At 74.9% G+C, this 13,541-nt stretch carries 5 protein-coding genes; 4 read left to right on the forward strand and 1 reads right to left on the reverse strand.

Going from position 1 to position 13,541, the window contains the following annotated elements; all coding sequences use genetic code 11:
* Window positions 1-5,256, forward strand: a complete 5,256-nt coding sequence (locus ACFWP2_RS38120) for an amino acid adenylation domain-containing protein (RefSeq protein ID WP_380460447.1) — start codon at window positions 1-3, stop codon at window positions 5,254-5,256.
* Window positions 5,253-10,832: an amino acid adenylation domain-containing protein gene (locus ACFWP2_RS38125; protein ID WP_380460449.1), complete on the forward strand. Its 5,580-nt coding sequence runs from the start codon at window positions 5,253-5,255 to the stop codon at window positions 10,830-10,832. Before ACFWP2_RS38120 ends, ACFWP2_RS38125 begins: the two co-directional genes overlap by 4 nt.
* A gap of 75 nt (window positions 10,833-10,907) precedes the next feature.
* Here ACFWP2_RS38125 and ACFWP2_RS38130 read toward each other — a convergent pair whose 3' ends face one another.
* A complete protein-coding gene (locus ACFWP2_RS38130) occupies window positions 10,908-11,897 on the reverse strand; it encodes an alpha/beta hydrolase (RefSeq protein ID WP_380460451.1) in 990 nt (329 codons plus the stop codon).
* A gap of 179 nt (window positions 11,898-12,076) precedes the next feature.
* Here ACFWP2_RS38130 and ACFWP2_RS38135 point away from each other — a divergent pair, with 179 nt between their 5' ends.
* A complete protein-coding gene (locus tag ACFWP2_RS38135) occupies window positions 12,077-12,649 on the forward strand; it encodes a helix-turn-helix domain-containing protein (protein WP_380460457.1) in 573 nt (190 codons plus the stop codon).
* A gap of 107 nt (window positions 12,650-12,756) precedes the next feature.
* On the forward strand, window positions 12,757-13,284 hold the full coding sequence (locus ACFWP2_RS38140; protein ID WP_380460453.1) for a GNAT family N-acetyltransferase: 528 nt from the start codon (window positions 12,757-12,759) through the stop codon (window positions 13,282-13,284).
* The last annotated feature ends 257 nt before the right edge of the window (window positions 13,285-13,541 follow it).

Raw genomic sequence — 13,541 nt, forward strand, 5'->3', positions numbered from 1 at the left:
ATGTCCGGAACCGGCCGGGTTCACCGGGCATTCGAGGAACAGGCGAGACGGACCCCGGACGACATCGCCGTGGTGGCGCAGTCGATCCGGACCACGTACGCGGAGCTCGACCGCAGGGCCGCTGCCGTGGCCCGCGAGCTGCGCCGCCGGGGCGTCGGGCGGGGTTCGCTGGTGGGTGTCTGCCTGGACCGCGACGAGTGGCTGATCCCGGCGCTGCTGGGGGTCTGGAAGGCCGGTGCGGCCTACGTGCCGCTGGATCCGGTCCATCCGGCGAGCCGCCTGGAGTTCATCGCCACGGACGCCGGGATCTCCCACCTGGTCTCCTCGTCGGCCGTCCTCGAGCGCCGCGGCGACGTCCGCCGGGCCGCCGGCGTCGACCTGCTGTTCGTCGACACGGTGGTCCCGGACGCCGGCGACCGCGCCGCCCCCGACATCCCCGGCGAGCCGACGGACACCGCGTACGTGATGTACACCTCGGGCTCGACCGGCCGGCCCAAGGGCGTGGTGGTCGAGCACCGCAACGTGACGGCCCTGCTGCGGTGGGAGTCCTCCGTGTACTCGGCCGGCGAACTCCGCGGGATGCTGGCCGCGACGTCCGTCTGCTTCGACCCGTCGGTGACCCAGCTGTTCCTCCCGCTGCTCGGCGGCGGGACGGTGATCCTGGCCGAGAACCTGCTCGCGCTGCCCGCCCTGCCCGCACGGGACCAGGTCACGATGGTCTACGGGACGCCGTCCGTGCTGGCCGCGCTCGTGCGCGAGCCGCTGCCACCGGGCGTGCGCACCGTCCGAGCGGGCGGAGAACCGCTCACCCGGGCCCTGGCGGACCGGATCTACGCCAACGCCGGCGTACGACGGGTCGTCCAGAGCTACGGCCCGACCGAATGCACCGTCAGCTGCGTGACCCACGAGGTGTCCAGGGCCGGGCGGGGGGAGCCGCCGATCGGATCGCCCTACGCGCAGAGCGGCCTCTCGATCCGTGACAGCGCCGGCAACCCGCTCGGCGACGGCGAGGTCGGGGAACTCTGGGTGTCCGGTCCGCTGGTCAGCAGGGGTTACCTGGCCAGGCCGGAGCTGACGGCCGAACGGTTCGTCACGGACGCGGCCGGTGTGCGGCACTACCGGACCGGCGACCTGGTCCGGCGGGCGGACGGGCTCCACCACTTCGCCGGGCGGACCGACGACCAGGTGAAGGTCCGCGGCTTCCGGATCGAGCCGGGCGAGGTCCAGGCGACGCTCGCGGGACACCCGGCCGTCCAGAACGCCGTGGTGCTGGCGCCGGCCGACGCGGACGGCACCCGGCAGCTGGTGGCCTACGCGGAGTCGGCCGACCGGACGGTCACCGGGACGCAGCTGCGTGCCTGGCTCCGGGACAGGCTGCCCGACCACCTGGTGCCCTCCCGGATCGCGGTCCTCGACCGCCTGCCCCTCGGTCCGACCGGCAAGGCCGACCGCGCCGCACTGGCCGCGGTGGAGTTCGGCCGCGCGGTCGACACCGAGTACGCCGCCCCGCGCACCGACACCGAGCGGCGGATCGCGGAGACCGTCGCCGGTGTCCTCGGTTTGGCGGATGTCGGCATCCACGACGACTTCGGCGCGCTCGGCGGCCATTCCCTGGCGGCCGCTCGCCTCTGTGCCCTCCTGGGCCGCGACTTCGGGACGGCCGTCTCCCTGGCGGCGTTCCTCGAGGCGCCCACCGTCGCCGGACTCGCCGCGCTGCTGCGAACCCGGTCGGCCGACGGCTCGGTCCGTGAGCCGGAGCCCGCGCTGGTCCGTCACACCGGGCGGGACAGTTACCCGCTGACGGCCGCGCAGCAGGGGATGTGGCTGCTGCGGCAGGTCAGTTCCGCCGAGCGCGCCACGACCATCGCCTTCCGGCTGGGCCTGCGCGGACTGCCGAGCACGGCGCGGCTGCGGGCCGCGCTGGACGCGGTGGTCGAGCGGCACGAGGTGCTGCGCAGCGTCGTGCCGGCCGGCGTCGTGGCGGACGCCGCGGGCCGGGGAGTGGACGCCCCGGGTCAGGCAGTGGACGACGGACCGGTCGCGCTGGTCAGCCCGCCGGCCCCGGTGCCGTTCGAGGAGCACGACCTCAGGGGAGCGCCCGAGGCGGAGCGGGCGAGCCGGGCGGCCGAGCTGACCCGCGCGGCCGCGGGCCACGCGTTCGACCTCGCCGCCGAGGCACCGCTCCTCAGGGCCACCCTGCTCCGGCTCGACGAGGACACCGCCGAACTGGTCGTCGTGACCGACCACGTGGCGTTCGACGGCTGGTCGATCGGCGTCCTGATGTCGGAGCTGGCCGGCAGCCTCGGTGGTGGGACGGACCGCGGGTCGAGCGGTTGCCCGGACATCGCGCCGCCGCCCGTCCAGGTCGGCGACATCGCGCTGCACGAGCGCGCGCTGGCCGCCAGGCCCGACCGGGTCGAGGAGTCGCGGGCCTTCTGGGCCCGGGAACTGGCGGACGCCGTCCCGCCGCACGACCTCCTCTCCACCGAGTCCGCCGAGTCCGCCGAGCTCGCCAAGTCCGCCGGCCCCGGTCGACTGGTCGGCGAACGGCTGGCCCGCCCCCTCGACGCCGACACGGCGGCGACGCTGCGCGAGCTCGCAGCAGCCTGCGGATCCACGCCGTTCTCAACGTTCCTGACCGCGCTCGGTGTGCTGGTCGCCGGCCTCACCGGCCGGTCCGACGTCGTCCTGGGCGCGGCCGTGGCGCACCGGGCGCACCCCGAGTTGGAAGCGGTCGTCGGGCCACTGGTCGGCATCGTGCCGATCAGGCTGAGGCTGGCGGAGGGACTGTCCTTCCGCAGCGCCGTCGGCCGTGCCTCCGCCGCGACCGCCCGCGCCATGGACCATCCGGGGTTCACCGTGCAGGACGCCTTCGAGGCGGCGGGCATCGAACATCCCCGGGGAACGATCGGCACCCCGGTCGTGCTCTCGTTCCAGCCGGCCGGCCTCCCGGTGGCGGTGGAGCACGACGGCGTCCGTCTGGAGCTGCTCGGCGAGGTGAGCAGCGGCGGGACGCAGGCGGCGCTGACCGTGTTCGTCAACGAGACGGCGCGGGGTCCCGAGCTCCAGATCGAGTACGACGTGGACCGGTTCGGCCCGGCCGACGCCGAGGCGTTCGCCGACCGGCTGCTCCGAGTCCTGCGCGCCGCGGCGGCCGATCCGGACCTTCCGCTGTCGGCCCTGGAACTGGTGAGCGGGGCGGAGAAGGCCGCCCTGCTCACCGCCGGCACCGGAGTCCCGCTGCCGGCCGGCGGACCGCGGACCGTGGTGGCGGCCGTTCTCGAACAGGCCGCCCGGCGGCCGGCCTCGGTGGCCACCTCCGACCCGGCCGGCGAACTCAGCTACGCGGAACTGGCCGAGCGGTCCCGGCGCGTGGCCGCGGCCCTGCTCGCGAGGAGAGCGGCCGAGCCCGCGGCAGGACCGGCGGCGGACTTCACCGTGGGGGTCTGCCTTCCCCGCGACCGGTACCTGCCCGCCGCCCTGCTCGGCGTCCTGCGAGCCGGTGCGGCCTACGTTCCCCTGGAACCGTACCAGCCCACCGAACGGCTGCGCGGCCAACTCGCCGACTCCGGGGCGACCGTCGTCGTCGCCGCCGGGGAGACCCTCGCGCTGGCCGGCGAGCTCGGCGCATCGGCCGGCGCCGGCGTCCTCGACCTGGGCGGCCTGACCGACCCCGGACCCACGAGGCTGCCCGAGGCGGAGCCCGAGGATCTGGCGTACGTGCTGTACACCTCCGGCTCGACCGGCCGACCGAAGGGCGTGGAGGTCACCCACGCGAACCTGGCGGCCTTCGTGGCCGCGATGCGGCTCAGGCCGGGCATCCGGCCCGACGACGTGATGCTGGGCCTCACGTCACCGGCCTTTGACGTGTTCGGCTTCGAACTCTGGGTCAGCCTGGCCTGCGGACTCCGGCTGGCGATGCTCGACCGCGAGGCCGCGGTGGACGGGTACGCCGTCGCGCGGTTCATCGACCGGGCCGGGGTGACGCTGATGACCGCCACGCCGACCACGCTCCGGATGCTGGTCGCCGCCGGGTGGTCGGCCCCGGGGGTGCGCGTGGTCAGCATCGGCGAGCCGATGGACCCCGGGCTGGCGCGCGAACTCCTGTCGCGGACAGATGAGTTGTGGAACGCCTACGGGCCCACCGAGAGCACGGTCTACTCGACCATGGCGCAGGTGGAGGCTCCCGTCGGCGAGGCGGTGCCGATCGGCCGCCCCTTGGCCGGGGAGACGGCCTACGTGCTGGACGCCCTGGGCCGGCTGGTGCCGCCGGGAGTCACCGGAGAGCTGTGGATCGGCGGCGCGGGCGTCGCCCGGGGCTACCGGAACCGGCCCGAGGCGACCGAGGCGGCGTTCACCGCCGATCCGTTCGTGCCGGGCGCGATGCGCTACCGGACCGGTGATCTGGCCCGCTGGCGGCCATGGGGGTCCGCCCGGCCGGTGGGGGCACCGCCCGGCAACGAGGCCGGGGGCGCCGGGGGAGGCACCCTCGACTTCCTGGGCCGCCGCGACCAGCAGGTGAAGCTGCGCGGCCACCGGATCGAACTCGGCGAGATCGAGACCGCTCTGCGCGCGGAGCCGGCGGTCCAGGACGCGGCCGTCGTGGTCCTCGGCGACGGAGCCGACGCCCACCTGGTCGGCTACCTCGCGGTGGGCCCCTCGGCGGCGACCGCGGACGCCTTCGGCACCGTCGCCGTGGAAGAGCGCCTGCACACCCTGCTCCCGGACCACATGGTGCCCCGGCGGTGGGTCGTGCTCGACGCCCTGCCCCTGACCGCCTCGGGCAAGGTGAACCGGGGCGCCCTCCCGGCGCCCGGTCGCGACACCGGCCGCGAACGGACCGCCCCGCGCACCGATGCCGAGCTGCTGGTGGCCGAGGTGTGGGAGACCGTCCTCGGGACCACCGACGTCGGTGCCCACGACGACTTCTTCGCGATCGGCGGGCACTCGCTGGCGGCCACCCGGGTCGCGGGCCGGCTGATGGCGGCGCTGGACTTCGCGCTGCCGGTGCGCCTGCTGTTCGAGCACCCGCGCCTGGCCGACTTCGCCGCCGCGCTGGAGGCCCTGCTGCTGGCCGACCTCGCCGAATCGGCCGACCTCACCGAATCGGCCGTCCTCGCCGAATCGGCCGTCCTCGCCGACCCGGCCGTCCACCCCGACCCAGCCGTCCACCCCGACCCAGCCGTCCTCGCCGAACCCGCCGACCCGGCCAACCCCGCCCGCCCGGCCGCCGGCACCCGCGGCGGTGCCGCATGACCGAGGTGTCCGCCGAGCGGCGGGACCCCCAGCTCACCAACGCGCTGCGTGCCCGGCTCGCCTCGGCCCGCCGCACCGCGGCCCGCAGCAGCCCGGCGATACCCGCCCGACCGGACGCGGACGCCCCGGCCCCGCTGTCGGCCGCCCAGGCCCGGCTGTGGTTCCTCACCCAGCTGGATCCGGAGAGCACCGCGTACCACATCCCGGTCGCCCTGCACCTGCACGGCCCCCTGGACCGGGCGGCGCTGCTGGGGGCGGTCCGGGACCTCGCCGAACGGCACCAGGTCCTTCGCAGCCTGATCGTCGAGACCGACGGCGAGCCGGTGGCCGTGCCGGGCCCGGCGGACGCGGTACCGCTGGACGAGGCCGATCTGACCGGGCCGGGCGAGCGGGAGTCGCTGGACCGCCGCCTGATCGAGGACCTGCGCAGGCCGTTCGACCTGGCCGTGGAACCGCCCCTGCGGGCGGTGCTGCTCCGCCTCGGCACCGACGAGCACGTCCTGGCCCTGACGGTCCACCACATCGCCTTCGACGCCTGGTCGAGAACGGTGGCCGTGGCGGAACTGGCGGCACTCTACTCGGCGCGGCTCGGGCTGGCCGAGCCGCCCGCACCGCCACCGGTCCAGTACGCGGACTACGCGCACTGGCTCTCCCGGCGGCCGCAGGACGGAGACCGCGCCGAGACCGACCTGGCCTGGTGGGTCCACGCGCTGTCCGGTCTGGAGCCGGTCCTGGACCTGCCCACCGACCTGCCCCGCCCACCGGTCGCGCAACGGACGGGCGCGGAACTGCCGGTGGTCCTCCCGGCCGCCCTGACCGCCAAGGTGCGCGGCCGGGCCGCCGAGACCGGCTGCACGCCGTTCATGGTGCTCCTCGCGGTCTGGCAGGAGCTGCTGGCCCGGCTGTCGGGCGTCGACGACGTGCCGGTCGGCGTGCCCGAGGCGGGACGACGGCACCCCGACACCGAGCACACCATCGGCTTCTTCATCAACACCCTGACCCTGCGGACCGACCTGTCGGGCGGACCGAGCGGTCGGGAGCTGCTCACCCGGGTGCGCGACACCGCGCTGGAGGCCTTCGCCCGCACCGAGGTCCCCTTCGAGCGGATCGTGGACCGGCTGCGCCCCGCCCGCGACCTCTCCACCACGCCGATCTTCCAGGTCCTCCTCAACGTGATCGACACCGCGACGGTGGCGCCGCGCTTCCCGGGCCTGACGGCGAGGGTCTTCGCACCGCCGGCGACAACGGCCAAGTACGACCTGAACCTGGCGTTCGCGGCCACCTCCTCGCACGGCACCGGCGACACCTACGAGGGGTCGCTGATCTACCGCACCGACCTCTTCGAGCGGCACACCGCGCAGCGGATCACCGAGTGGTACACGGCCCTGCTGGACGGCGTGCTGTCCGACCTCGACCGCCCCGTGCGCGAGGTGGCCCTGGAACCGGTGGACGGACCGCTGCTCTCCGGGCCGCGCCGGCAGTTCGACCTGGACCGGCCGCTGCACGGGCTGGTCGAGCGCTGGGCGGCCGAACGTCCCGACGCGACGGCGGTCGTGGGCCCCGACGGCGAACTCACCTACGGACAGCTGGACCGGCGGGCGAACCGGCTCGCGCACCGGCTGCTCGCGGCCGGAGTCGGACCGCGGGAACCGGTCGCCGTCCTGGCCGACCGCCGGACACCGCTCGTGGTCGCCCTGCTCGCCACCCTCAAAGCCGGCGCGACCTACCTGCCGCTCGACCCCGCGTACCCGGACGACCGGCTGGCCGACATCCTGTCGACGGCGGGTGCGCGAGTCGTCCTCGCGGAACGGGAGTTCGCGCAGCGCCTCCCGGGACGCGGCGCGGACACCGGGGGCACCCCCGCGGAGCTGCTGGTCCTCGACGGTCCGCCCGCCCCGGGACCGCCACACGACCAGCCCGGCGGAGCACCGGAACAGCCAGGCGGAGCACCGGACGTGGTCGTCGATCCGACCGCGCCGGCCTACCTGATCTTCACCTCGGGCTCGACCGGCCGCCCCAAGGGCGTCACCGTCGAGCACCGGCAGATCGTGCACTACCTGCATGCGGTGACGGAGCGACTGACCGGCCGCGGTGTCGAGGGGGGCGCGTTCGCCCTGGTGTCGACCCACGCGGCGGACCTCGGCATGACCAACCTCTTCGGTGCGCTGGCCACCGGCGGCACGGTGCACCTGGTGGACCGCGAGGTGGCCACCGACCCGCAGGCGTACGGGGAGTACCTGGAGGCGCACCCGGTCGACGCGGTCAAGATGGTGCCGAGCCACCTCGAACTGCTCGCCGCCCACGGGGACCTCGGCCGCGTGCTGCCCCGCAAGCTGCTCATCCTCGCGGGCGAGGCCTGTTCCTGGGACCTGGTGGCCAGGATCCGGGCCGCGCGGCCCGAGCTGGCCGTGCAGGTGCACTACGGCCCCACCGAGACCACGGTGTCCGTGCTCGGCTGCGCCGTGGAGGAGACCCCGCCGGCCCGGCGTTCGGGGACGGTTCCGATCGGCCGGCCACTGGCCGACGTGGACTGCTACGTGGTCGACTCCGGCGGCCGGCCGCTGCCCGCCGGGGTGCCCGGCGAGCTGTGGATCGGCGGGCCGAGCGTGGCACGCGGGTACTTCGGCCGCCCCGACCTGACCGACGAGCGCTTCGTCCCCGACCCGGTGACCGGCACCGCGCGGTGCTACCGCTCCGGGGACCGGGTCCGGCTGACCACGGCCGGACTGTTCGAGTTCCTCGGCCGGATCGACGACCAGGTCAAGATCCGCGGCTTCCGGGTGGAACCGGGCGAGGTGGCCACCGCGCTGCGTGACCTGCCTGAGATCGCCGAAGCCGTGGTGCTGCCGGTCGGCGAGGCCCGGGCCAGGCGGCTCGCCGCCTGGGTGACCCCCGCGTCGTCGGCGAACGGAGTCGACGTCGCGCGCGTGCGCACCGCGCTGCGCGAGCGACTGCCCGACTACATGGTGCCCACGGCGATCGTCGTGCTCCCCGCGCTGCCGCTCAACCCCAACGGAAAGGTGGACAGGTCGGCCCTGCCCGCCCCCGAGCCGGCCGCGAGCACCGAGCACATCGCCCCGAGCACGCCGACCGAGCGACGCGTCGCCCAGGCCTGGGCCCAGGTCCTCGACCTGGACCCAAGCGACGGCATCGGCATCGACGACGACTTCTTCGCCCTCGGCGGGGACTCCTTCCGGGCCGTGCGCGCCGTCCGGGCGATCGACCCGACGCTCCGGGTGATCGACCTGTTCACCCGGCCGACCGTCCGCGAGCTGGCCGCGTTCCTCGACGCGGCGCAGGCGGACGGGCCCGACGGTGAGCGCCGCCTGCTGCACCGGCTGGCGGGCCCCCCGCCCGGCCGGCTCCCGACCGTCACCGTGGTGTGCCTCCCCTACGGCGGCGGTTCGGCGGCCGCCTACGGTCCGCTCGCCACGGAACTGGCCAAGGCGATCCCCGGCGCGGCCGTGCTGGCGGTGGAACTGCCGGGACACGACCCGGCGCGGCCGGACGAGCCGCTGCTCCCGCTCACCGAGCTGATCGACCGGGTCGTCGCCGAGCTCGCCGAGGCGGCCCGCCCGGCTCCGGGGACGGGTGGCCGGGTCGGCCCGGTGGCGGTGTACGGCCACTGCGTCGGCACGGCCGCGGCCACCGAACTGGCGCTGCGTCTGGAAGCCGAAGGCGTCCCGGTGACGGGCCTGCTGGTCGGCGGGAGCTTTCCCGGCGCGCGGCTGCCGGGGCGGCTGTCGACCTGGCTGCGCGGCAAGTTCCCCGCTACCCGCTGGACGTCGGACCGGGCCTACCGGGACTTCCTGCGCACCCTCGGAGGCATGGACGACGACGGCGGCGCCGACGCCGACGGGGAAGCGGCCGAGGCGGCCGAAGCGGCACAGCGGACCATGCTGCGCGCTCTGCGGCATGACGTCGACCAGGCGCAGGGCTGGTTCACCGGTGAACTGACCAGGCCGGACGCCCGCAGGCTACGGGCCCCGGTGCTCTGCGTGATCGGCGAGAGCGACCGGTCCACCGAGCTCTACGAGGAGCGGTTCACGGAGTGGGGAGCCTTCGCCGACCGGGTCGAGCTGGCCACCCTCCCCAGAGCGGGCCACTACTTCCTCAAGCACCAGGCCGCCCAGCTCGCCGCGCTGGTCGGCGAGCGGCTCGGCGCCTGGGCCGGTGGCCTGCTGCCGGAGCCGATCGCCGACGTCACGGTCGTCGGCGGGAGGGCACGACGTGACCTCAGGAGGTTCTACGTCGTCGCCGCGGGCCAGACCGTCTCGCTGATCGGCAGTGCGCTGACCTCCTTCGCCCTCGGCGTCTGGGCCTACCAGCGCAGCGGGCGGGTCCTCGACTACGCGCTGATCAGCATGCTCGCCATGCTCCCGGCGATCGTCGCGGCGCCGCTGGGCGGCGCGGTGGCGGACCGGATCGACCGCCGCCGGGTCATGCTCACCTGCGACGCCGTCTCCGCGACCGCCACGGTGTCCCTGGTGGCCGCGCTGTGGAGCGGCAGCCTGGCGCTCTGGCAGGTCGGTCTGATCGTCGGCGTCATGTCGCTGGTGACCGCGTTCCGGCGACCGGCCTACCTGGCCGCCGTCGCCCAGCTCGTCCCCAAGCCGTACCTGGTGCAGGCCAACGGGCTGGCCAACCTCGGTGCCGGCCTGGGGACGCTGATCGCCCCGCTGGCCGGCGGCGCGCTGATCGGGCTGGTCGGCCTGCCCTGGGTGGTGGCCGTGGACGTCGTGACGTTCCTCGTCGGCCTGGCCGCGCTGCTGTGGGTGCGCTTCCCCGACCGGCTCTTCCGGCGGCAGAAGGAGTCCTTCGCCCGGACCGTCGTCGGCGGCTGGCGGTTCCTGATCCGGCGGCGTCCGCTGATGGTCATGATCGTGTTCTTCATGGTGGAGAACTACCTGGGCACCCTCGCGGTGACGCTGACGGTCCCGAGCGTGCTCTCCTTCAGCGGCACCACGGCGGTGGGCGTGGTCACCGCGGTCGGCGGCGCGGGTGCCGTGGCGGGCAGCCTGATCGTGGCGCTGTGGGGCGGCACCGCGCGGCGGGCGACCGGCATGGTGGGGTTCGTGGGTGGCGTCGGCCTGGGCGTCGTCCTGGTCGGCCTGCGCCCGTCGGTGACGCTGGCGGCCGTCGGAGCACTCGTCTGGTGGGCGTCCATGAGCATCCTCAACGCGCACTGGCTGGCCATCATCCAGATCAAGGTCGGCGCGGAGCTCCAGGGCCGGGTGCTCGCCACCAACCAGATGCTCGCCGTCGCCATGACCCCGCTGGCCTTCCTCACCGCCCCACCCCTCGCCGAGTGGTTCTCGGGCCTGCTGAACCCGGGAGGGGTGCTGGCGGACACCGTGGGCCGAGCCCTCGGGACCGGGCCGGGCCGCGGCACGGGCCTGCTCCTCGTCACCTGCGGACTGCTGCTGATCGCCTGGGCCGTCCTGGGCCTGCGCCACCGCCCCCTGCGGTACATGGAGGACGAACTGCCGGACGCCGTCGCCGGCGCGGAGATCGCCGAGGACCTCGACACCGTGCAGGCCGCGGCCGACCGCGCCCTGCCCGGCGGGGGGCGGTGACGGAGTGGAGGACCGTGGGGCCGGGGCGCGGCCCGTTCACCGCGCACCGGGAACGCGGCCGGCACACCCGGCGATTCAGCCCTGGAGGGAGGCGAGCCAGGAGACCAGCAGGCGGTTCACCTCCTCGGGACGTTCCTGCTGGATCCAGTGCCCGCAGCCGTCCAGGACGTGGCTGGAGACCAGGCGGGGGAGGGTGGCCGGGTAGGCGTCGATCGCGTCGGCCATCCAGGTCGTGGAGGCGTCCAGGGCGCCGCCGATGAACAGGGACGGCTGCTCGATCGGGGCGCCGCCGTACGGGGCGAGGTCCTCCCAGTCGCGGTCCATGGTGCGGTAGCGGTTGAGGGCCCCGGTCATGCCGGTGCGCTCGAACTCCCCGGCGTACACGTCGAGGTCGTCCTCGGTCAGCCAGGCGGGCAGCCTGCCGACCGGGAAGCGGTCGCGCAGCCGGCCGCCGGCGCGGGCCACGAAGTGGGGGTCGGGCTTGCCCTGGGCGGGCATGGTGTCGGCGGACATGGCCGCGTAGAAGCCGGCGAGCCAGCCCCGGAGGTCGGGCTCCATCTCCGCTTCGGCCCGGCCGGGCTCCTGGAAGTACGAGACGTAGAACTCCTGGTCGCCGCCCATCCGCGCGAAGACGTCGGTGGGGCGGGGGCCGCCGGGCGGCGCGTAGGGGACGCTCAGCAGTCCGACGGCGCGGAAGACTTCGGGGTGGAGCAGGGCGGAGGTCGCCGCGATGCCGGAACCCCAGTCGTGCCCGACGACCACCGCCGTCTCCTCGCCCAGGGCGCGCACCAGGGCGACGTTGTCCTCCACCAGGTCGAGCATCCGGTAGGCGTCCGTCGCGGCCGGCTTGGAGGAGCGGCCGTAGCCGCGCACGTCGAGCGCCACGGCCCGGTACCCCGCCGCCGCGAGGGCCGGGAGCTGGCGGCGCCAGGAGTACCAGGTCTCGGGGAAGCCGTGGACGAGCAGGACCAGTGGTCCGGTGCCCTGCTCGACCAGGTGCAGGCGCCCGGCGGGTGCCCCGATGGTGCGGTGGCGAAGGTCGGCGGACGGCGCGGGCTGGTGCATGGCTTCTCCTCGGTTCACGGGCGGCCGCGGTTGCCCACCGATCTTGCGGCGCGGCGCCCGCCCGGAGCGAACACCGTTGCCATCGTGGCAAACTGGCAGGGCAGGGCGGTGGAGGCAGCGCGGTCGAGGGGATCGGGGCATTGGTGACGGACGACGGCATCACCGGCACGCTGGCGGCCATGGGCCCCCGGCTGCGGACCGCGCGCGAGCAGCACGGCGCCACGCTCACCGGCGTCAGCCGCGCGACCGGCATCTCGCCGAGCACGCTGTCGCGGATCGAGACCGGCCGGCGCAAACCGACCCTGGAGGTGCTGCTGCAACTCGCGAAGGCGTACGACGTCTCCCTGGACGAGCTGGCCGGCACCGCGCCCGTCGCCGCGACCGGAGCGCGCACCCCGGTGCCGCAGCGTCCCGGCGACGTCAAGGTGGTGCTGCCGCTGACCCGGTACGTGGGGGGCCTGCACGCCCACAAGCACGTCCTGCCCGCCGTCGACGCGCCGCCGGCACGGCCTCGGCAGGTCTCCCACGACGGGTACGAGTGGCTGTGCGTCCTCTACGGACGGCTGTGGCTGGCGCTCGGCGAGCAGGACCTCGTCCTGAGTGCGGGGGAGGTGGCCGAGTTCGACACCCGCACAGCCCACGGGGTCGCTAACGCCGGACCGGGCGGACCGGTCGAGTACCTGATCATGTTCGGGCCGCAGGGAGAGCGCCTGCGACCGCGCACCACAGCCCCCGGCCGCGGGGCCCGGTAGCGCGGAGCACGGCATCCGGGACCACCGCCCAGCGCCCGGGAGCATTGATCCGGCGGCCCTGCCCACAGCCGGGCCGAGTGAGCACAAGCCACCAGGAGGAGCACCCCGTGTCCGTCGAGCTTCGTCACCACACCGATCTGACCGCCGCGGCCCGCCAGGACCTGCTGGACGTGTACGCGGACGTGCGGGCCCCGTTGCTGCACCTGGCCAACTACCGTGTCGGGGCGTTCCTCGAACGCCTCGACCGGCACATGACCGAGCCGGGCTTCGAACTCGTCCTCGGCTACGACCGCGACGTGCCGGTCGGGTACGCCTACGGCAACACCGTCGACGCCGGCGACCCGTACTGGAAGCGTATGGCCGAACCCCTGCCCGACGGGTTCACGGACACGGCCGTGCTGGCCATCAGGGAGATCGGCGTGCGCACCCCCTGGCGCGGAACCGGCACCGCCCGCCGCATTCACGACGAACTCCTCGCCCACCGCACCGAAGACCGCGCCACCCTCATGGTCAACCCGCTCGCGGGGGACGGCAAGGTCCAGGCCCTGTACGAGACCTGGGGCTACCAGGCCTTCAACAGCCAGAGCTCCTCACCGTCGTCGCCCCGGCTCACCGTCATGGCCCGCGCACGCTGACGGCTTCCGGGCGGGCTTCCGAGCCGGCCTTCCGAGCGGCTGCGGGCACCGAGCCGTCCGCCGGCTCGGTGGCGATCCGCCGCGCGGCCCCGCGCCACCGCCGTGCGGCTCCGCTCCGCCACCGGGTGTTCGGAGTCGCGTCTACGGGCGGGTGTTCTTGGCGGTGGGCTGGGTCTTCTGGTTGTAGATCTCCTGGCCGTCCGCGTTGTAGGCGTGGACGTAGGGGGCCGGGGGGAAGGTGTTCGCGTCGGGGCCGG

It is taken from the genome of Kitasatospora sp. NPDC058444 (assembly GCF_042721415.1).
Lineage (GTDB): Bacteria > Actinomycetota > Actinomycetes > Streptomycetales > Streptomycetaceae > Kitasatospora.

What these genes read in the sequence shown, in the direction of transcription:
- ACFWP2_RS38120 (WP_380460447.1), top strand. Translation starts at nt 1, where the DNA reads ATGTCCGGAACCGGCCGGGTTCACCGGGCATTCGAGGAACAGGCGAGA.
- ACFWP2_RS38125 (WP_380460449.1), top strand. Translation starts at nt 5,253, where the DNA reads ATGACCGAGGTGTCCGCCGAGCGGCGGGACCCCCAGCTCACCAACGCG.
- ACFWP2_RS38130 (WP_380460451.1), bottom strand. Translation starts at nt 11,897, where the DNA reads ATGCACCAGCCCGCGCCGTCCGCCGACCTTCGCCACCGCACCATCGGG.
- ACFWP2_RS38135 (WP_380460457.1), top strand. Translation starts at nt 12,077, where the DNA reads ATGGGCCCCCGGCTGCGGACCGCGCGCGAGCAGCACGGCGCCACGCTC.